This window comes from Planotetraspora silvatica, from assembly GCF_016863315.1.
Taxonomy (GTDB): Bacteria; Actinomycetota; Actinomycetes; order Streptosporangiales; family Streptosporangiaceae; genus Planotetraspora; species Planotetraspora silvatica.
Window position 1 is genome coordinate 160,536 of sequence record NZ_BOOQ01000032.1, and the last position, 20,622, is coordinate 181,157.

Annotated in this window: 18 protein-coding genes; 7 read left to right on the plus strand and 11 right to left on the minus strand. The window is 66.6% G+C overall.

Going from position 1 to position 20,622, the window contains the following annotated elements:
• The 4 genes from Psi02_RS25170 to fxsA all read right to left on the minus strand — a co-directional run bounded on the left by Psi02_RS25170 (nt 1) and on the right by fxsA (nt 6,532).
• On the minus strand, nt 1-2,763 hold the full coding sequence (locus tag Psi02_RS25170) for a P-loop NTPase fold protein (RefSeq protein WP_203978105.1): 2,763 nt from the start codon (nt 2,761-2,763) through the stop codon (nt 1-3).
• Nucleotides 2,764-2,815: 52 nt separating this feature from the next.
• Complete coding sequence (locus Psi02_RS25175; protein WP_308442266.1) at nt 2,816-4,234, minus strand: MFS transporter; 1,419 nt, start codon at nt 4,232-4,234, stop codon at nt 2,816-2,818.
• A 55-nt stretch (nt 4,235-4,289) separates the two neighbouring features.
• A complete protein-coding gene (locus Psi02_RS25180) occupies nt 4,290-6,281 on the minus strand; it encodes a tetratricopeptide repeat protein (RefSeq protein ID WP_344052452.1) in 1,992 nt (663 codons plus the stop codon).
• A 98-nt stretch (nt 6,282-6,379) separates the two neighbouring features.
• Complete coding sequence (gene fxsA / locus Psi02_RS41120) at nt 6,380-6,532, minus strand: FxSxx-COOH cyclophane-containing RiPP peptide (RefSeq protein WP_203978109.1); 153 nt, start codon at nt 6,530-6,532, stop codon at nt 6,380-6,382.
• 144 nt (nt 6,533-6,676) lie between these two features.
• Between fxsA and fxsT the strand changes: the two genes are divergently transcribed.
• Nucleotides 6,677-9,223, plus strand: a complete 2,547-nt coding sequence (fxsT, locus tag Psi02_RS25195) for an FxSxx-COOH system tetratricopeptide repeat protein (protein ID WP_239095134.1) — start codon at nt 6,677-6,679, stop codon at nt 9,221-9,223.
• Here the strand turns inward: fxsT and Psi02_RS25200 are convergent.
• The 3 genes from Psi02_RS25200 to Psi02_RS25210 all read right to left on the minus strand — a co-directional run bounded on the left by Psi02_RS25200 (nt 9,177) and on the right by Psi02_RS25210 (nt 12,833).
• On the minus strand, nt 9,177-10,478 hold the full coding sequence (locus Psi02_RS25200; RefSeq protein WP_203978110.1) for an HEXXH motif domain-containing protein: 1,302 nt from the start codon (nt 10,476-10,478) through the stop codon (nt 9,177-9,179). The genes fxsT and Psi02_RS25200 overlap by 47 nt on opposite strands.
• A 10-nt stretch (nt 10,479-10,488) precedes the next feature.
• Nucleotides 10,489-11,715: an FxsB family cyclophane-forming radical SAM/SPASM peptide maturase gene (locus tag Psi02_RS25205; protein WP_239095135.1), complete on the minus strand. Its 1,227-nt coding sequence runs from the start codon at nt 11,713-11,715 to the stop codon at nt 10,489-10,491.
• A gap of 233 nt (nt 11,716-11,948) precedes the next feature.
• Entirely contained in the window at nt 11,949-12,833 is an 885-nt protein-coding gene (locus Psi02_RS25210) for an SDR family NAD(P)-dependent oxidoreductase (RefSeq protein ID WP_203978111.1), read from the minus strand.
• Between the two features lie 70 nt (nt 12,834-12,903).
• On the opposite strand from Psi02_RS25210, the gene Psi02_RS25215 reads away from it, so the two are divergent.
• Nucleotides 12,904-13,827, plus strand: a complete 924-nt coding sequence (locus tag Psi02_RS25215; protein WP_203978112.1) for a LysR family transcriptional regulator — start codon at nt 12,904-12,906, stop codon at nt 13,825-13,827.
• Between the two features lies 1 nt (nt 13,828).
• On the opposite strand, the gene Psi02_RS25220 is transcribed toward Psi02_RS25215, so the two are convergent.
• Together Psi02_RS25220 and Psi02_RS25225 are read right to left on the minus strand one after the other, a co-directional pair.
• The gene (locus Psi02_RS25220; protein ID WP_203978113.1) at nt 13,829-14,332 is read right to left on the minus strand and encodes an SbtR family transcriptional regulator; all 504 of its coding nucleotides are present in this window, start codon (nt 14,330-14,332) and stop codon (nt 13,829-13,831) included.
• Between the two features lie 123 nt (nt 14,333-14,455).
• Nucleotides 14,456-15,301, minus strand: coding sequence for an SDR family oxidoreductase (locus tag Psi02_RS25225; protein WP_203978114.1), 846 nt, complete (start codon nt 15,299-15,301; stop codon nt 14,456-14,458).
• A gap of 132 nt (nt 15,302-15,433) precedes the next feature.
• On the opposite strand from Psi02_RS25225, the gene Psi02_RS25230 reads away from it, so the two are divergent.
• From Psi02_RS25230 to Psi02_RS25240, 3 genes are read left to right on the plus strand one after another with little or no spacing between them, the layout of a single operon-like run.
• Complete coding sequence (locus Psi02_RS25230) at nt 15,434-15,826, plus strand: winged helix-turn-helix transcriptional regulator (protein ID WP_203978115.1); 393 nt, start codon at nt 15,434-15,436, stop codon at nt 15,824-15,826.
• 47 nt (nt 15,827-15,873) lie between these two features.
• The gene (locus Psi02_RS25235) at nt 15,874-16,551 is read left to right on the plus strand and encodes a class I SAM-dependent methyltransferase (protein ID WP_203978116.1); all 678 of its coding nucleotides are present in this window, start codon (nt 15,874-15,876) and stop codon (nt 16,549-16,551) included.
• Nucleotides 16,552-16,579: 28 nt separating this feature from the next.
• Nucleotides 16,580-17,107, plus strand: coding sequence for an HAD domain-containing protein (locus tag Psi02_RS25240; protein ID WP_239095136.1), 528 nt, complete (start codon nt 16,580-16,582; stop codon nt 17,105-17,107).
• A 46-nt stretch (nt 17,108-17,153) separates the two neighbouring features.
• On the opposite strand, the gene Psi02_RS25245 is transcribed toward Psi02_RS25240, so the two are convergent.
• Complete coding sequence (locus Psi02_RS25245; RefSeq protein ID WP_203978117.1) at nt 17,154-17,783, minus strand: LUD domain-containing protein; 630 nt, start codon at nt 17,781-17,783, stop codon at nt 17,154-17,156.
• 221 nt (nt 17,784-18,004) lie between these two features.
• On the opposite strand from Psi02_RS25245, the gene sigJ reads away from it, so the two are divergent.
• Nucleotides 18,005-18,931, plus strand: coding sequence for an RNA polymerase sigma factor SigJ (sigJ, locus tag Psi02_RS25250; RefSeq protein WP_203978118.1), 927 nt, complete (start codon nt 18,005-18,007; stop codon nt 18,929-18,931).
• A 102-nt stretch (nt 18,932-19,033) separates the two neighbouring features.
• Here sigJ and Psi02_RS25255 read toward each other — a convergent pair whose 3' ends face one another.
• On the minus strand, nt 19,034-19,558 hold the full coding sequence (locus Psi02_RS25255) for a DEAD/DEAH box helicase family protein (protein WP_203978119.1): 525 nt from the start codon (nt 19,556-19,558) through the stop codon (nt 19,034-19,036).
• A gap of 357 nt (nt 19,559-19,915) precedes the next feature.
• Here Psi02_RS25255 and Psi02_RS25260 point away from each other — a divergent pair.
• Nucleotides 19,916-20,622: hypothetical protein (locus tag Psi02_RS25260; protein WP_203978120.1), on the plus strand; the 707-nt coding region annotated here is incomplete at its 3' end.

Here is a 20,622-nt window from a genome sequence, read left to right on the forward strand (position 1 = left end):
TCATGACCCGTTGTGCGGTCCGGCGAGATACTCCAGCAGAAGTGGGTGGACGAAGTGGTGGACGTCGGGGGCCACCTCTCGGATGAGACCGGCCTCACTCATCGCACGAATCGCATTCGGCACCTCCAGCCCTCGCACCTCGCCTCGGCGGAATATGTTTCTGACCTCGGGATCCTCGCTCGAAAAGGTCTCCTTCCGTTCGTAGACGAGATGACGCGCAAGGTCGTGGAGAATCTGCTTGATAGGTGGTCCGACGCCGGCGGCCGCCTTTTGCTGAGCCCAGTCGGCGTACCAGGGAATGAAGTCGACCTGCCGGGCGGGCAGATCCTCGATCCAGGCTGTCATCGATGTCAGCACCGCGAGGAACTCCGGGGAACGAAGAGTCCCGGCGGGCATCCGCAGGCGCTCCAGGCGGACCCCACGCGCGGCCAGCACCTTTCGCAGCAGTTCGGTGGAGTCCTCTTCCAGCACCCCGAGGACCTCAGCCCGCCGGAATGCGGGGTGATCCGCCAAAGGGTCGCGAGCGGGCCGGACTCGGTCGGTCACCAGGATCTTCGCGCCGGTCAGGGCCTGCCAGTTCAGCAGTTCCTGGACTATCTTGCTTCGGTCCGGGGGGTCCACCTCGTCGAGCCCATCGAGTACGTAGACCAAATGGCCTCGGCTGACCAGGGCGAACGCGTTGGTGATCGGAATCCGGTACTCGTCGGTCAACGCGTGCGTCACCCACAGCTCGAAGTTCGCGTCGGCGAACTTGAGTGCGCGGAACCGGAGGAACACGGGGATCGGGTCATCGGGTCCCGCCTGCTGGATGAGACGCCGGGTCAGCCGCGCCGCGAGCACGGTCTTTCCGGTGCCGGGAGACCCTAGGAGGATCAACCCCTCGTTCCAGAGTTCGAGGAGTTCCTCCATCGCGATCGGTCGCGGCGGCATCTCGTCCACGCGGACCACGGGAGCCAGCAGCGTGCTCTCGTCACCCACGAGTTGACTCACCTGCCTGTCCACCCGACCGGCGAGGACATGCAGAACGGACCGCAACTCCCCCTGGCCGTGACGGCCGAGATCGGAGAAGGTCTCCGAGGTCGACTCCGGCTCCGGACCCTCGGGCTGTTGCGGCGCAGGTGAAGCCTTCACCAGGTCGATGTACGGCCGCACGTCGTCGGGAACGCCGCGCTCCGTCCGCAGGAATCCCACGATCGCCAGCGCCAGCGGATCCCAGTCGGGGACCTGACCCTCTTCGGCGGTCTCGATGTCCTCCGCGATCCTCTTCAGAAGGGTCGAGTCCTTACCGAGCCGCTTGTAGAACTCTCCGTCGCCGTCCCGGATCAACAGGACAGCGGCCAGAATGGCCACGTCGTACGATGCCAGCCGCCTGGCTCTGGCCACCCGGTCCTGCAAGATGAGCACATTGACGAATCGTTTGACCGTGCGCGGGTTGTGCGGGAGGCCTATCGCCAGCAGTTCGCGGGCGGGCCTGATCTCATCCCGCAACAAGCTCTCCAGGTAGGCGCGGAACTCGTCCTGCGAAAGCCGCGGCATCTCAAACGGAAACTGAACGATCTTGTCGAGATAGTTCACGGCCGGCTGCTCACCGTATTTGCCACGGACCGCAGCGATCAGCGGCTCTTTGGCCACGCCGAGGAAGAAGACACAGTTGTCGCGATTGAAGTGCAGTTTGAGCGCCTCAAGCAATGCTGTGATCTGGTCGGCCGCGCATCGGTCGAGATCATCGATGAAAACGACGAGGCGGCGCTTACCGGTCGCCACGAGTGCCTGTCTGATGAGCGAGCTGAGATGCTCGTCCAGTCGAGTCCGCTCCGAACGGATCCGGAAGTTCGTCTCGTCATAGGCCTTGATGGACTTGCGCACGTCATCCAGATTGAGTCCGACCGACGACGTGAGGACCAGTGAGCCCAGGACTTCAGAGATCGTTCTCAGTGTCCGCCGTATTTCCTCCCTCCTGGCCAGCTTGAGTTCGGCGACGATGACGTGGAGGAGGGGGAGTACGGGATTGCCCTCGTACTGATGTGGCCACGGATCGAACCAAACGTGGGCGCAGTCCGGGTAATCCTGCTCGAGTACTTCTCTGACCTGCATCAGCAGTGAAGTCTTGCCGGTTCCCCACTCCCCGAACACGCCGATGACCATCGGCGGAGTGGCGGAACTGGCCAGCAGTGCCAGCTCTCTGGCGTACTCGGACCGGTTGAGCCTGTCCGTCTTCGCGGGCTCGTCACTGTGCGTGAACACCGCCTGCTTCGGCTCGTCGCCGATTCCCGCCCCGTCGGTCTCCGTGTGACGTCTGCGCCGCCACCACCACAAGAGCCCACCTGACACGAGGAGCAGAGCAATCGCCAGGGGTACCCAGTACCTGATGAACCACCAGGATTCGGTCACGATGATCTGGCGCCGCGCGAGGCCTGTCTCCGCGATGAGGACCAGTTGTCCACCCCCGGCATGCCGATGCGGGCCGGCAGTGACGGTGATCATCGTGGCTCCACCGGCGGCGAGGTGGATCGTTCCGGCGCCGGAGACGGTCAGCGCATCGGCGACTGCTCCGGCGATCCGGACCTGCGCGTCCACCGCAGGTCCGGGATTGACGATCGCGACCTGCAACGGTCGGCCCGATGCCAGGCGATCCAGCGTGATGGAGAGCGGATCCCTGTCCATGAACTCGGGCCCGGCGGCCCCCGCGGCCGCGACCTCCGTCCCCATGAGCCCCAGCAGTACAGCCGCCATCAGACCGCAACTCAACCGCAGAAAGCGCATACCTTGATTCCATCCCAAACACGATGGATGCGTGTGTGGTGTGATCAGTCGGTTATCTGGAGGCCAGCCGGGCCTTCCACAGTCGTCCGGACGGCCACCTGGGCGACAGGCTCTTCCTGAACGTCGGCACCAGTGTCATGACCAGCGCGACGACCACCATCGACACCGTCACGGTTCCGAGCGTTGCCCTCGGACCGGCGCTCTCGTAGAGAAGTGAGGCGAGGACCGGTCCCAGTGCGACCGTGCTGTAGCTTCCGAGCCGCGAGACGCTGACCACCCGGGCGACCTTGTCCGCGGGGACCCGGCTGAGCAAGGTCCGGATGGTCACGTTGCTGAGTCCCCCCGCCACACCGATCATCAGCAGGGCGAGCGCGAACGCACTCGGAGCGAACCCGGTCATGAAGATCACCGCGATCGCGCCTGAACACACCCATGCGTGAACCAGCAACGTGGAGCGGCCACGATGGGTGAGCCCCACCAACTCGGCCAGCCGATCGGTCCAGTTCCAGCGTCTCGCCCATCCGTCGATCTTCCGTGAGATCTTCTTGCGTTTGGGCGAGATGAAGGCACCGGCCGCGCCTCCGACCCCGGATGCCGCGAGGATGCCCCCGACCGCCGCCGCGCCCAGCCCCGACGAGGTTTGATACGAGATGAACACCACGATCAGGGACTGCACGATCAAATTGATGACCGCGGTCAGGATGGTCGCGGAAAGGAGGAAGGGATTCCGCCAGACCTCCTGGATTCCTTCTCGGATCTGGTGCAGGACTGGTTCACGGTGCGGCGTTCGCGCCGGCTGACCGGGGTTCAGCCGCCAGAGCAGGGCTGCGGAACACATGAAGACGACCGCGTTCGCGAAGAACGACATGTATGCCCCGAGGCCGAAGAGGATCCCCCCGACCGGCCGGCCGGCGAGGACGACGGCGTGTGCGGTCGTCTCGTGCGCCGCCAGGGCCGTGGGGATGTCATCCCGCCTCGTCGCAGCCGGTATGAGCGCCGTCTCCGCGACCGAGGACAGAACAGCGAGACCCCCCTCGACGAACGCGATCGCGAGCAGAAGTCCTCTGATCTCCGGCACGTCACAGATCAACGCGGCGGTCAGCGCTCCCATGAGGAGTCCGCGCGCCGCCTCGCTGCAGGCCATCACCCGCCCCGGGCCGAGGCGGTCGATGAGCGTCCCTGCCGGCAGGTAGCACAAAAGTCCGGGAACCGTGGACGCGAATACCACCCATCCCGTCCACGCGGGGGATTTCGTCACAGCGAAGGCGAGCAGTGGATAAGTGACGCCGAGAGTGCGGGTGCCCAACATGGAAAGTGCGGATGCCGTCCAGGATCGGCGGAATCCCTGATTGGCGGAGAAAAGCGCACTGAATGAACGCTCACTCCCCCGCCTGACCACCGCCGCATCTCCCCTCGACTGGATCCCGGCGACAGTGTGCCGTTCACGGCGAAGGAGTAGAGGGGGTGGCACTGTCAGAGACTAAAGCATCAAGGACAGATGTAACGGTGATTACCCGAGTCCCTGATCAGTCTCGACGACGGCTCAGGCGGTCGGCTTCGGCGGCGAGCCGGGGAGGCAGCAGCGGCCGGCCGGTGGCTTGCCGAGCACGCTGAGCGAGTTGGGCCGCCTCCGAGAGTTCCCCCGCGACTTCCAGCACTCTGGCCACGCGAAGCAGAGTGGCGCTGCTCTGTTCCGAATCGATGGGCGGGATGGTCAGCACCGCTTCGGAGACGTCTCCGCGTAAGGCGAGGGCCAGCGCGTACGCGGCTTTCGTGGAGGACCGATGGAGCGGGCGCACGCGTTCGAGATCGCGGATGGCGCGATCCGGCTGCTGGAGATCCGACATGATCTCTCCTCGCGCGCGAAGCGCTTCGGGGGCGTTCCCCTCCAACTCCAAGGCGCTGTCGAGGACGTCCACGGCTCCGTTTTCGCGCCCGCTGTACCACATGGCCCAGGCGAGATCCGTCTGTATCGCGGAGTCGTCCGGGCTGCGACGGCCCGCGGCGTGAAGCTCCTTGATGGCCTCGTCGAACTCTCCCTGTCTGATGAGAATTCGGCCCACCGCGGTCAACAGAGTCGCGACGAGGACGCCGGTGCCCGGCCCGGCCGCGAGCAGTTGGGCTGCCCTACGGTAGTGGACGATCGCACCGTCAAGATCTTCACTGAGGTACGCCACGTCGCCGAGAAAGGATTCGATCTCTGCACGCAGCCGTCCGTTCTCGCCCGCCGTTCGAAGGGCCTGGCCTGCACGCCTGATCGCCACGTCGAACCGACCGGCCCGCAGCGCCCACTGCGCCAGTTGGAATTCGTCGGCGGCACTTCGTGTTCCCTGCTCCACAGCCCCACCGCGCACGAGGGGAAGCACCAGGCGTTCGTGCCAGATCCGACACGGCCCCCCGATCTCATCCGCGGCCGTACGCAGGATGCGGCGCGCCATCAGCGCCTCGATCACCTGGTTGGGCAGCCCCCCGGTCTCGGTGGCTCCTCGCTTGACGATCTCGGGCAGCCCCTGTGGATCGACGAAGGATTCCAGTAAGCGTGTTCTGAGCTCTGACGCATCACCGTGGAAATGATCGTCGGCGACCTCTTCGATCATCCTGCGGCAGAAACCCGCGATCCATCGATCGACGCCTGCCACGTCGTCCTTGCTGATCACTTGGTGTCCGGGAGCCAGCGAATCGAAGAACGAGGCGCAGGCGACTTGAAGGAGCAAAGGCTCCACAGAAGCCTGGATCTTGACGGTCCGCTTGAAATCGGTGCCCAGGCGCACCGTACGAAGATCGTCGACCAGCGCCTCCACCGCCCCTGGTGAGAATGACCGGCCGATCTCCTCCATGGGCTTCCGGCACGCGTTCTGTGCCGAGGAGACGCTCAGCGGACCCAGCCTGTAGGGGGGCGCCGTCATGCGGTCGCCGATTCGCCGGTGTCCGACCACCGCGTCGAGATGGTCGTCGTCCACCGCGATGAGCAGGTGAAACGGCAGCTCGCTGTCGAGGACGTCGGAGAACTGTTCCAGCAGTTCCTCGCAATGAGTCGATCTGCGGTCGAAGTCGGTGAAAAGTTCTTCGACCTGATCGATCGCGGTCATGACAGGGACCGGATCACCGGAGGAATCACGTTTGACCGTCCGTCTGCGAAGGAAGGCGGAGATGGTCAAACCGGAGAGGGTCGTGGGCGCCTCGTACGGGGACCATGACGAGAGCAGACGGAGAACGAGCGGGTTGTCGTTCCTCGAGATGAGCGCGGCAGGCACATCCGGCCGCCGGCTGATGCGTCCGATCGGCAGCACATCGGTCGTGTACGGGTCGAACATGGGCACTACTCCGGCGGCGAGCAGTGACGACTTCCCGATTCCCGCCGGTCCGTGCAGGATCGTGACACGGTTGTCCCGCCACTGCCCCGCAAGCTTTCGTGCTTCCCGCTCACGGCCGAAGAAGCGGACGGCGTCCTCCCTGCGGAAGGCACGCGTGTTGACGTACGGGCGCTCTTGCGGGTTTCCGCCGCCGTTGGGATGCATCACCGTGTCCCGTCCACGCCGCGATTCTGCCAGCTATTCGGGCGCCTTCCGCGAGCAGATGTGGAATTATCACAATTGATACAAATGTACCCTTGCAGTTAAAGTGCAGACTGGAATCCTGCGATCGCGCCGTCGTCGTCCGTGGCGAGCCGTCGATACGCCCTGTTCAGGACGGCCGAGTCGACACTCTTGAGAGTTTCGAGATCGATCGTGCTGACGTCGATGAGGCCGGTCCCACCCTCTTCGCTCACCCTGTCCCCTTAGATTACGGTCACCCACAATTACGGCTAATGGCCGACCAAGCGGATCCTCTGCGCTTATATGCGATTCTGTGACGGCAGTTCGGTCAAATCAATCCTAGGATTCGAATTGCGGGAGAGCGACTGGAGGGCAACGTGGATGAGCAGGTCAGCGAGCACACGCCGACACGGATGCCCCGGGTCTGGGGAAAGATCCCCCCGAGAAACCGGAACTTCACCGGGCGTGAGGCCCTGCTTGAACGCTTGAGGTCGAGCATGCGCTCACCCACGCCGACCGCGGTCATCGCCCACACGCCGACGCCTCAGGCCCTGCACGGGCTGGGTGGGGTCGGCAAAACCCAACTCGTGACCGAGTACGCCTGGAAGTTCCGCCACTCCTATCAGGTGGTGTGGTGGGTCACCGCGGACCAGCCCTCGCTCGTGCCGGCCACGCTCGCCGGCCTGGCACCGGAACTGGGCTTGCCGCCGGCCAGCCTGGTCGGCATCGAGGAGGCCGCGGCAGCGGTCCGTAAGGCTCTCCAGCAGGGCGACCCGTACGAAGACTGGCTGTTGATCTTCGATAACGCGGACGATCCCGAGTCGATCAGAGAGCTGATTCCCGACGGCGGGCCGGGGCATGTGCTCATCACATCGCGTAACACTCGATGGAGTGCCGCGACGGAGAGCATCGCCGTCGACGTGTTCGACCGTGAGGAGAGCGTCGCCTTCCTGAGGAAGCGGCTCGGAAAAGATCTCGACACCGCGGAGGCCGACCGCCTCGCCGAGGCCCTGGGCGACCTTCCCCTGGCCATCGAGCAGGCTGCGGCCTACCGGGTTCAGACGGGGATGACCACCGACGAGTACATCACGGAGTTGGACAGGCAGACTCGACGCACGCTGACCAAAGGCAAGTCGACGGACTACCCGCAGTCGATGACGGCGGCCTGGCAGTTGTCCGTCCAGGCGATCGAGCAGAGAATGCCGGAGGCCGCCACCCTGCTGCGCTGTCTGGCCTTCTTCGGGCCCGAGCCCATTCCCATGGACGTCTTCCGCAGAGGCAACAAGGCCATCGCGAGCGGTGCGTTGGGACCCATCCTGACCGACCCCCTGATGCTCTTCGACGCATTCGGCGAGCTCGGCCGGTTCGCCCTCGCCAGAATCGACCAGGAGACCGGCACCATCCAGGTGCACCGCCTCGTACAAGCCCTGCTCCGCGACACGCTGCTCGAGGACGAACAGCGTGAGGTTCGGCATGAGGTCCACCTCCTGCTCGCTGAAGGCGCTCCGGCCGATCCGGAGAACACGAGCATGTGGCGCAACTTCAGCGAGTTGCTCCCGCACATCGGGCCTTGCCGGCTGGCCAGGTGCACGGAGGGGATGCCACGCGCCTTCGCCATCAACATCGTCCGTTATCTGTACCGCCTGGGCGACTACCAGTCGGCCAAGACGTTCGCCCAGGAGTTCAACGAGAAATGGACTGAGGCGTCCGGCACCACCAACGCCGAGGTCCTCCAACTGCGCCGCCATCTCAGCACGGTGCGCTGGCAGTTGGGTGAGTACGCCGAGTCCCGCCGGCTGAGCGAGGAGACATTCGACCTGCTGCGGGAGGCATACGGCCCGGATCACGCGGAGACCTTACGTGTCGCCAGCATCTATGCCGCCAACCTGCGCGCACTGGGCGACTTCAGGGGGGCACAGGAGCTGGATTCGCGTTCACTGAGCGCGAGCGAGGCGAAATACGGCCCGAGGAATCCACTCACCCTGCGGGCGATCAACAATCTGGCCCTCGACCACGCACTGCTCACCGATTACGCCCAGGCTCGCGAGCTGCACAAGCTCGCTTACCTGGAGCAGAGCAGCGCGACCAAGGGGGTCGGCAAGTGGGACGTCCAGATGTCCTACAACTCGCTGGCGCGGGTGGTCCGGCTGTGCGGCGACTACCCCGCGGCCATCGACGTCGGGAGGGCGGCTCACGCGTACGGGCGACGAGAGTTGGCTCCGGAGCACCCGCTCACCTTGATGACGGCCAAGGACCTGTCGATAGCTCTCCGGCGCAACGGCGACGTCTCCGAAGCCCTCGAACTGGCCCAGGAGACCTTCACTCGGCTGGAGAAACTGTTCGGCCGGGACAACCCGGAGTCCATGGCCGCGGCGATCGCCCTCGCCAACACTCTTCGCGAGGCGGGCCACCTGGAGAACGCGTTCGCACTGACACGGGACACGTTGCCGCGCTACCGCACGATCTACGGACAGCGGCATCCCTACAGTTTCGGCTGCCAGACCAATCTCGCCCTCCTCTATCGGCTTCGCGGTGATGCGGGCAGGGCGCGAGAAGAGGACACGGAGGCCTACGAAGGCCTGGTCGCAACGCTCGGCCCCGACCACGAGTACGCCTTCACCGCGGCCGTCAATCTCGCCGGCGACCTCGCCGCGATGGGAGACAGCACGGCGGCTCGCCGGCGAGGTGAGCAGACACTCGGGCGACTCGGCGACTTCTTCGGGGAGGAGCACTTCCTCACCCTCGCTGCCGCGATCAACCTCTCCATCGACATGCGCGACTCGGGAGCCGAGGAGGAGGCGGAGAAGCTGAGCACCACCACGATGCAGGCGTACAAGCGGACCCTTCGGCCTGATCACCCGGATGTGGAACGGGCGCTCAAGGGTGAGCGGATCGACTGGGACTTCGACCCGCCGCCCCTGTAACCCGCTCCCGGCCGTTGCGGGCGTTCCACGCCTTCCGGTGTCCGGCGGCCTCGTGATGGGCCGTGACCTGCGCCGCGGCGGGCACCGGTTCGTCCATCCAGGCGGACAACGTCCGCCGCATCCCGCTGACGAACCGGTCGCCCTCAGGGGTGAGGCGCCCGCTGCCGAGCAGGGTTTCGGTCACCTCGAACGCCGAGGCACGCCAGTGCGCGAATTCGACATGCGACCACTCGTCGTCGTCGACCAGGCGCTGGCGGCGCCAGAATCCGGCCACGCCCAGGTAGGCATACGCGCCTTGGAGCAGGCCGGACAGCGGCCTCGGGTCGGGCCGCCACGGAGCGTAGTACTCCCGAGCATCCGGAAGTGTCAGGTCCACGACGTCCAGGATCGCGCCCAGCTTCGCGTGCTGGATCTCATGCGCGAACGTGCAGGCGAGCCAGCGGCCGTCCGGCGGTGTGGACAGAGCGATCGTCCCGAACGTGTCGCGAGCGGAGGCGCTGTTCTGCCCCCTCTCCGGGCCCTTGATCGGCGTCAGGACCGACACAATCGACCGGAGCTCTCCGGCGATCGTCCAGTGATGCTCGTCGAGCATTCGCCACGCGGTGTCGAGACAGGACTCCCACGTGCGCAGTTCGTCTGCGGACAGCCGTCCGTCGATCACATCCGCCGGAACCCAGCGGTACGGGTCGAGATCGTCGACGACGAGATCGATCGCCTTGTCCGCTGAAGCCAACCTATGGAGCTGAGTGAGGTCGGTGCGCGACTCCCCCAGGTCGATCGCTCCTGAGGCGTCCACCCGCAGCTTGACGAGCTGTGTGCCGTCCGTCTCCAGGCTCAGCCGCCCGATCGAGGGCAGCATGATCCCCCCTCCAGAGGACGGCACCTCGACACAGGCCGAGACTCCGGCCCGTATCGCCGCGACGGCTGCGATGGCGCCGAGTTGGGCCGGTTCGACCGGATCAGGAGAACGCCTCAGCAGCCGCGACAGAGTCTGTCTGGCCCAGGCGCCGACCGCGGGATACCTGATCACCTGTGCGACCGCGTCGGGAGCCTGCTTCGCGAGATCGGCGAGCAGGTCGTACGCGCGGTGCGCGCTCTCACTTCCTCGTACCGCCTGGTCGAGTATCCCCCGGATGAGGAGCAGGTGCCTGCTGTACTGCACCGCGGTCAGATGCTCCGCGGCCTCGGCGCCTCCTCCGCCGGCGGCCAATCGATCCAGGACGTCGGTGGGTAGGCGGTGCGGTCTGAGCTCCATGGCGACTCCTTCACCTGGTCGAGCGCCGGAGGTCGGTGATGAGGCGCGTCCGGACGTGGTCGATCAATCGGTAGAGGTCGGCGCAGTACACCGATGGGTTCTGGAAGCCGTCACCCGTCCGGTAGCGATGCGGATACAGCCCACCGCCGCAGACGCGCCCGAACCGGCATGATTTGCATGTCTCGCTGAGCGCGTCCCAGCCGAGTTGCCGGGCGACGACGCCAGGATGCCGCAGCACCGCGTCGAAAGAGTGGTCCACGATGTTCAGCCCGGTCGCGGGTGCGCCGTGGCTGACCACCTTGAGAGAGTCCGTCTGCTCGATCGAGCCATCGGTTTCGATCACCACGAGGCTTGTCGGCGTCAGCCCGATGGCCTCACTCTCGGAGGTGCCGCCCAGCAGAACATGGATGATCTCCTGAAACAGCCGTATGACGGTCTCACTCCCGCTGTCATACCAGCGATCGAAGATCGCGATCAGCCAGTCCGCGTACCGCGTCGCCGCCCGGTCGAGTCCACCACCTGGCGGCGGCGAGTCCCAGGTCGCATGCGGGAGGAGGAAGTCGAGCGTCGGCGGATCGAAATCCACCAGCGCTTCATAGGTCTCGATCGGATCGTTGGCGAGATCGATCGTGCAGAGCACGCCACTGTACAAGTGCCGATACGGCTCGCTCATCAGCAGGCGGAGTCCGCGTGCGACGGCGTCGTAACTGCTGCGGCCGTCGGCGTACCGCCGGTTCCGATCGTTGCCCCGGGGGCTGCCGTCGAGACTTACTCCCACCCTTACGTCGAGGGCGCAGAAGGAGCGCAACGCCGCCTCGTCCATCAGCACCGCGTTGGTCTGCACGGCCGCGTCGACCCTCAGATTCGGACCTACTTCGGCACGGATGATCTCGATGATTTTTCCGAGATAGTCGTGCCCGGCCAGCAGGGGCTCACCCCCGTGCAAGATCACGCGAACCGAGGTCAGCCCGTGATGGTCCGCGTGTTCGGCGATACGCCGGGCGGTGACCGAAACAAGTTGCGGATCCATGACCATCGGCTGGGAACGCCAACTCTGGTCAGCCAGCGTGTACACGTAGCAGTAGTCGCAGGCGAGATTGCAGCGGCTGTGGACCTTGAGCAGGAATTGCCTGAAGGGTTGGGCACGCCATCCGCGTTGAAGCAGCTCATCGACGTCAAGCGTGGCGGGCCACTCCCGCGATGGGTCCCCCGCGTCGGACTTCAACCTGGAAACCACCCCGCCACCCGCCAGGGAATCTTCGTGCTTAGTTCACGATATTAGCTGAGACAGCATTAGATCGGGAGACCCAGTCCGTAATGGCATAAACGTGACAACAGAATTCGATTATCGCCGTAATTTCCTCGCCAGGAACGCCATGAACGCCATGAACGACAGAGGCGGCATCGGTGCCGGCGGAGCCGAACGATGTCTGAATGGCACTCACGGAGAACCTCCTGCTTGAAAGCAGGTCATGCGGTGAGTGACCGGTCCTCGTTGAGGGGCGTTCCGCCGTACCAGGGCAGCACGCCGCCGAAGCGGACGAGTTCGCCGTAGAAGGCCGGGTCGGCCCGCTCGGAGAGCAGCAGGTCGAGAATCGCCCTCGCGGCCTGCGCCGGCGACTGGGCCCGGCTGAAGTCCTCGAACCACGGCCGTGACAGCGGAGTGTCCACGAGTCCGGGGCAGACCGCCGCGATGAGCGTGCCCTTGGGCAAGTCGGTCGCCCGCCGCTGTGCCGCGACCGCCCGCACCGCTGCGACCTGGGCCACCTTGGACGGCACGTTGAGCCAGCGCGGCCAGCCAAGTCCCTCCGACGTACCGGCGTGGACGGCGGCGCGCCAGGACTCGACGGCCTTGTCGACCTCGTCGAGCGACGCACCGTCGAACAGAGGGTGGAGCCGAGGGTCCAGATGACCGAGCGTGCCCAGGGAACTGGCCACGACGACCAGTCGTCCGCCGGGGCGCAGCACCGGGCCGAACGAGCGCAACATCGCGTGCGTGCCCCCGTTGGCGACGGCGATGAATTCATCGGCCTGCTCGGACTGCGGCCGGTCCCGGGTGAGCAGGGCGCTCGCGTTGGACACCACGATATCCAGCCCGCCGTGGCGCTCGCCGAGTTCGGCGGCCATCTCGGCCACGGCGCCCGCGTCGGTGACGTCGAGCACCCGGCCCTCCACCCGGCTCCTCGTCCCGGGGGCCTTCGCGACGAGTGCGGCGGCGTCCGTGACCCGCCGAGCGTCTCGTCCGGTGAGCAGGACCACGTCGTCCGGGCCCATCCGGGCGGCCAGTCCCTCGACGAGCGCGAAGCCGATGCCCTTGTTGGCCCCGGTGACCAGGGCGACACGTAAGGATTCCATGTGACCAGGCTAGGAAGACGCCAGACATGCGTCCAACGAAAGTTATGCACACCTGGTATGCGTAATATTCATGGACTTCACGAACGCCTCGCTGACCGAACTCCGGGTCTTCCGCGAGGTGGCCGAGCGAGGCACGCTCACGTCCGCGGCGGCCGCGCTGGGCTACACCCAGTCGGCGGTCTCCCGGCAGATCTCCGCACTGGAACGGGCGGCCGGCGTCCCACTGCTGGAACGGCGACGCGACGGGGTGCGGCTGACCGCGGCCGGGCACATCGTGTTGCGGCGGGCCACGACGGTGCTCGACCAGATCGACGCCACCGCACGCGAACTCGCCGGCCTGCCCGCCGAGGCCGGGACCGTACGGGTCGGCTGGTTCACCAGTGCGGGCGCCTTCCTGGTTCCCAGTGCCATCGCCGCTCTGCGCCGCACTCACCCCGCCATCAGGGTCATCTCGCGGGAGGGCAGCACACCCGCGCTGGTCCGCGCGTTGCGGGCCGGCAGCGTGGATCTCGCGGTGCTGGCATCGGCGCCGCCGTTCCGTCCGCCCGACGCCGAATCACCTCCGCTGGAACTGCTGACACTCGCCGAGCGCAGCCTGCGTCTTGCGGTGCCCGCCACCCACCCGTTCGCCAGGCGTGACTCCGTCGACGTCGCCGACCTGCGCGGTCAGCGCTGGATCGCCGGCCCGTCCACCGGTGAGGAGCAGTTGATGGGCGTCTGGCCCGGGCTGGACGAACGTCCCGAGATCGCGCACACCGCCCGTGACTGGCTGGCCAAGCTTCATCTCGTCGCCGCCGGGTGCGGGCTGACCACGGTCCCGGCGTCGCTCACGCCGACCGCGCCTTCAGGCGTGCGGATCGTGGCGGTGCACGGCGGCCCCCAGGAACAGCGGCGCATCCTGCTGGCACGGCTTCCGCACCCGCTGACGGAGCCCGTCGCCCGCCTTTCGGAAGCCCTGCGGGCAGCCGCGTCCGAGAGTGGCGCGGCGCCCTGACTCAGGCCGAGGGTGTCAGCCCCGCCAGGGTGACGGCGATCAGGCGGTGGACGGCGTCCTGACCGGGGACGCTACCGGCCGCCGTCAAGGCGTGCAGGCAGTATGCGGCCAGTTCATCGGCGGCCACGTCGTCGCGGACGTCTCCGTCTTGGGCGGCCTCGGCGATCAGGCTTCGGACGAAGTCGAGGAGTCGTCGCTGGGCACAGTCGACGTGTTCGCTGCGATGCAGCAGCGTGGCGAGTTCTCCGCCATGGTGGCGCGCCGAATGATGCTGAATGTGGGCGTAGGTGCGCACGACGGCGCGCAGGCGTACGACTGCCGAAGCGGCCTGATCGGCGGCGGCGGCGAGCCGGCGCAGGCTCAGATCCCGACCGAACGGGCCAGCCGCTACCTCGTCCAGTTCTGTCAACACGCCTCCACCATGGGCGGCGGCCATACCCACCGCATGCACCGGCACGGAACGACGCCCCACCGCGAGGTGCAGGTGCCGGCGCAGCTCCGCCAAGCTGAGGAGACGGAGGACCGCGTGGAGGCGGCGCCGCGACCCGGCGGCCGCGCAGGTGAGAGAGCCCTCCCGGATGATCCGAGAGGGCCCGTGAGCTGGAACCCGGGTCTCACCGCCGGGGTCTTACCGGAAGGCGGCGATGTGGCGCTGGACCCAGTCGGCGAAGGTGCGGGGCGTACGCCCGAGGACCCGCTCGACGTCAGGGCTGATCCGCTGCTCGGCGAGAGTGGGCTCGCCGAGGATGTCGAGGGTGGTCTCGACCACGAGTTCGGGCATGAACTGCAGCATCTGCGCCCGAGCCTCTTCGCGGGTCTGCTCGATGAACCGGATGGGCTCGCCGAGCGCGTCGCCGATCGCCTCGGCTCGCTGCCGGGGTGTGCCGAGGTCGGGCCCGGTCAACTCGTAGAACCGCCCGGTGTGACCGTCCTCGCGCAGGGTCGTGGCGGCGACCCCGGCGATGTCGGCCGGGTCGACGGTCGGCAGGCCGACATCGCCGAACGGCGCGGCGACCGTCCGGCCGGTACGGATCGACCCGGCCCAGGCGTACGCGTTGGAGTGGAAGCCGCCGGGCCGCAGGATCGTCCAGTCCATGCCCGACTGCCGGACGGCGTCCTCCCTGGACCGTCCCACGTCCCCGTGGGAGGACGACTGCGTCCGGGTCACGACTCCCTGGGAGGACAGCCACACGACGCGTCCCACTCCGCCGGCCTTCGCGACGTCGAGGATGTCCTGTGGGCTGAAGGGGTGCGCGCTGCCGCCACCGTCGTGGAGGAACAGCGCGTCGGCACCGTCGAAAACAGGCCGGAGGCTCTCGGGGTCGGTCATGTCCGCCTGGGCGTGCCGGACGCCCTCCGGCACGCCCGCGTCCGAGACCCCTCGGGAGACCGCCGTAACCTGCTCGCCGGCTTCCGCGAGCGCCTGCACGAGCGGTCGGCCGACGTTGCCGGTCGCTCCCATTACTACGATCATGAACAGCTCCCCTGAGTGGTTCTCAACGCCCGATCCGGGCGAAGGCATCGCGGTCTTGCTGCGACTCGGCGACGCTAACACCGTCGGTATAGTAGGTACCTAGAAGAAAGTGACTATCTCCAGGGGATGCGCATGGCTGACAACACGACCTGGACGGCACTCGCGTCGACCGACCCCGAACACGCCTGTCCGATCAGCCCAGTCGTCGACATCGTGTTCAGCCGATGGACCACACCGATCCTGTGGACCCTCAACGCGGACGGCCGGCAACGGTTCGTCGAGTTGCAACGACGGATCACCACGATCACCCCGAAGGTGCTCACCCAGCGGCTGCGGCAACTCGAACGCGACGGCATGATCGTGCGCACCTACTACCCCGAGGTCCCCCCTCGGGTCGAATACGAGATCAGCGAACTCGGCCGCAGCCTCGCTCCGCTGTTCGCCCATCTCGCCGAATGGGCCACCACCAACCTCGACAAAGTCGAGCACGCGCGAAACGACTACGACACCGATCCGGCCCAGTAGCGCGCCGGCGAGGACGGGTTGTCGGTGCCGCCTGCGACCATCCGTCCATGCCGGCATCAGATCTCGCCCCCATCTCCTCCCACTGGGACACAGCCGCCGAGAGCTTCGACGACGAGGCCGACCACGGGCTCCGCGATCCTCAGGTCCGTGATGCCTGGGGGCGCCGCCTCGCCGGATGGCTCCCCGGCTCGCCCTGCGACATCCTCGATCTGGGCTGCGGAACCGGCTCGTTGACCCTGCTCCTTGCCCAGTGGGGTCATCGGCCCGTCGGAGTCGACCTGTCCCCACGCATGATCGAGCAGGCAGCCGGGAAGCTCTCCGCCGCCGGCTTCGACATCCCGTTGATGGTGGGAGATGCGAGCGACCCGCCCACAGCAGCGCATGAACCGTTCGACGTGATCCTCGTCCGCCACCTCCTGTGGACGCTCCCCGCTCCTGAGGGAGCACTTCGGCGCTGGTTGAACCTGCTACGGCCCGACGGACGCCTGGTGCTCGTCGAAGGACACTGGCAGACCTCGGCGAACAGCACCCCTTACGCGCCCGGATCGCCAGAATTACCCTGGCTCGGCGGCGTGACCGCTGAACGACTGATCGAGGCGCTCGAACCTCTGGCCGTCGTGGACCGCCACGAACAGCTCACCGACCCGGCGCTGTGGGGCCGCCCGATCGGGGACGAGCGGTACGTCGTGATCGCTCATCGCAAGCCCGGCGGCAGATCCTGCTAGCAAGATCCCGTGCGGGAACGTCGTCTCCGTGTTCGACCATCGCTATTCTGCGGCAATGCCGGGTTCTGTGGACCGTCCCTTGCTGTTCCTCGACGTCGATGGACCACTCATTCCGTTCGGGGCGCCACAGCCGCATCTCGGTGCGCACTCAGGTCACGAGGCAGGACCGCAAGCAGGCTCAAACCCGCTGCTGGCCAGGATCGATCCCCGGCACGGGCCACGGTTGTCGGCGCTGCCGTGTGACCTGGTGTGGGCGACGACATGGATGGCCGATGCGAACGAAGTGATTGCCCCGTTGCTCGGCTTGCCCGAGTTGCCGGTACTGGATTGGCCGGACTCGGAGGAGGAGGGCCCGCTGCACTGGAAGACCCGCGGCCTCGTCGAGTGGGCGGCTGGGCGCCCGTTCGTCTGGGTGGATGACGAAATCACCGATGCCGATCGCTTCTGGGTCTCCGCTCACCATCACGGACAGGCTCTCCTCCACCGCGTTGACCCTCAGCGCGGTCTCACACGTACCGACTTCGCCGTCGTCGCCGACTGGTTGGCACAGCTATAGCCGATCCAGCCACGGGCATCGTTGCCACTCGGTGACCTCTGGTGGCTCAGAATCCGATGGCTTCGCGGAGTAACAAGACGATGCCGCGCCCGGGCTCGAGTTCCGCGTTGAGGATGAGGAGGCGGTTGAGGGCGCTGGGCTGCCCGTAGACCCCCTGGGCGCGGACGTTTTCCAGCGGAAGGCAGTGGTCTTCGACGCGGCGCAGCGCGGTGCCCAGGTCGGGTACCACCTTCTGCGCCCCGACGATCCAGATCGCGCGGCCGGCGCCGCCGGCGTAGCCGGGCAGTTGGCTTCCACTGGCCGAGGCGATCACAAGGGAGCCGGTTTCGGTGACCGCGTGGACGCTGCCCACGATGACGTCGGGGCTAGCGATCATCCGCCAGATGTCGCGGGCGCCGGTGGCGCGGTCCGTGGCCAGGGTGCGTGACTTGATGGCGTCGTAGCGTCCGCTGGTGTTGATGTCCTCATCGATGCCGGACAGGCGGAGGGTCTCGCTGGCCCCGGTGAACACGCTGGCGCCCTCGGGAATCAGATCTTTGATGCGGGTACGTGCGGCGGCGGCGTCATCGAGGATTTCGACGGCGAAATTGTTCGCCGTCAGTGCGGCAGCCACCCGCTCCAGGCGCTCCGCGGACGCCGGGTCAGTGAACGGTGGTGCCGGAACCGAGATGGTCATGGTGCCTCCTGGGCTGGTCGTGGTGTGGCGAGTCGTAGCGCGGCCGGATCGGCGTTGCCCGGTCGGGCGGGCGGTGCCGTACTCGCTGGATGATGTGTTCGTCTCAGCAGTTCGACAACGCGACTCCCAGGAATGTGAGGCGCCGCGCCGGCCTCACATTCCGATGCGCTGTCTTGTCGAACCGGTGAGGGCAGATGCGACCGATGGAGGCCGGCGACGCTATGACCACCCCATCCGAGCCAGGACACGGCCGGCCCCATCCGCGCCTGAGCGCGATCATGAGTGAGCGGCGTCAGCTGATCAATCTCACCTACCGGCTGCTGGGCTCCCAGGCCGAAGCGGAAGATGCCGTACAAGAAGCCTTCGCCCGGTGGTACGCCCTGTCGCGGCAGCAGCAGGACGCCATCGAATCCCCCGGCGCCTGGCTGACCACGGTCGCCAGCCGCATCTGCCTCAACCTGCTCAGCTCGGCACGGGCCAGGCGAGAGAGCTACGTGGGCGAATGGATCCCTGAGCCGCTGCCCGAACGCATGGAGTGGTCGGGTGGCGCCCCCGATGACCCGGCCGACCGGGTCACCCTCGACGAGTCGGTCAACATGGCCTTCCTCGTCGTGCTCGAATCGATGACCCCGGCCGAGCGCGTCGCGTTCATCCTCCACGACGTCTTCCGCTACTCCTTCGCGGAGATCGCCGAGATCGTCGGCCGTACGCCGGCGGCATGCCGCCAGCTGGCCTCATCAGCCCGCCGCCGCATCCGTGCCTCCCGGGCTCCCGCCACGCCGGCAGCCCGGCAGGCCGCCATCGTCAAGGCTTTCAAGGCGGCATGGGAAGCCAAGGACATCGACGCCCTCATCGGCCTGCTCGACCCCAACGCCACGGCGATCGCCGACGGCGGGGGGCTCGCCACTACTTTCCTGCGTCCTATCGAAGGCGGCGAGCAGATCGCACGCGCCTGGGTCGAAATCGCCAACCGAGCGCCCAGCGACATGACGTTCCTGGAACGCACGGTCAACGGCCAGCCCGGCCTGGTCGCTCAGCAAGACGGCGTCACCATCACGGTGTTCGCGTTCGACGTCGCAGGCGACAGGATCAAGCACATCTGGGTGGTACGCAACCCCGAGAAACTCCGGCCCTGGACGACCGGCTGACGCGTGTCTCCGTCCCATCGGGTCCGCTGAGGACATCTACCGCAAGCGGATCCGGCCCGTGCTCCAGGGCGGCGGGGTCGTCATGGACCCCATCTTCGAGACCTAGATCGTGCGCTCAATGGCGGCTGCGATGTCCTTGGCCACCTCAGACGGCGAGACAGCCGCGGTGTCAATGACCTCTCCTTCGCGGCTGAGCCAGGTGAACGACTCGCGATACTTCGGCAGATGATCCAGGCGCCACTGCCGGGCACCGATCTCGACCGCGTCACTCTCGATCCGCTGAGTGAGGGTGCCCTCATCCGCGTGAAGCACGAAGTGATGGAGAGGAATGCCTGCGTCTCGGAGACCTGTACGGATCTCCTCCCAGTACTGCTCGACAAGAACTGATTGCGGCATGACGAGAACCCCGCCGACATACTCGAGCACGTGCGAGGCCGTCTCCACGACGAGGCCACGCCATGGCCTCCAGTGCTGAAAGTCCTCGACCTTCGGAAGGCCCGAGATGTGCCGGAGCATGAAGCCGACCTGCTCAGGATCGAAGTAGTGCGCCTCGGGGATGAGGGACACGAGTTCCTTCGCGGTGCTCGTCTTGCCTGCACCGAACGTCCCGTTCAGCCAGATAATCACGACGGTCAGCGTAGCCGGAGTGCCTACGCCAGGGACCGCGTCTTCACATCATGATCGAAAAGAGGGCGGGCATTCCTGGCCCAGCCTGAAACGCATCGCGCCGTTCCCGAGAATCGGCATCCGGATCGGCACCCCCGTACCCGAAATCTCCACAGCCGTCGAGCGAAGCAGTCGGTGAATGACAAATGACAACAAATGGTGTCATCGCCACGGGCGGGCGAAGTCAGTCACAACCTCATCACGACGCCACAAAGTATGACAACCGACACAAATACCAAATCGTCGTCATGGCATGACCGCTCAAGCTCCTGGGCGTACGACATTCCAGGAGCGCTCTCACGGGGAGACCGCCAGCACATGCCGCTGCCCTGGAATCGACTACGAAACACCGCGCTCGCCACACTCACAGGCGTAGCCGCGACGAGTTCCCTCCTCCTCGTTCCCGCCGACGGCTGGGCCGCGGACCATACGGCGCCGACCGTCGCCGTGTCACCGGCTCCGCGCGAGGCACGGCAGACCGTCACGCTCGCGACCGGCGAGCGGCTCGAAGTCCTGCACACCGGTCGCAAAGGCGCCTCGAAACCGAACGTGTGGATCGCCCCCAAGGCCGGGCAGACAACCGGGCGCTACGCCTTCACCTCCGCGAACGGCAGGCTACGGGTACGGCCGCTGAACCAGCGTCAGGTCGTCGCCCCGACAGAAGTCTCCACGGGTGCCCGCACGGCTGCGCCCGCGGCGACCGGGGCGGCCAAGACGTACCCGGTGAAGCTCAGCATCGTCAACGGGGGCGCCGTCTCGTTCAAGATGTTCACCGTGTGGAACCGCCGCACCTCGACGGAATACGAGGTCAAGGACCAGCGCAACAGCCCGAACGGCAGCGTGAACCTGCCGCCCGGCGACTACGTGTCCGTGGCGATGCACGATGACTTCCCGAAGCCGTCGTACTTGCTCGTGCGGACCTTCACGGTGAAGAGCGCCGGTCTCACGGTGCGTTTCGACGAGAAGACGGCCAAGGAGACCGGCGTCAAAGTCGACGACGCGGCCACGAGCCGTAACGGCGGGTC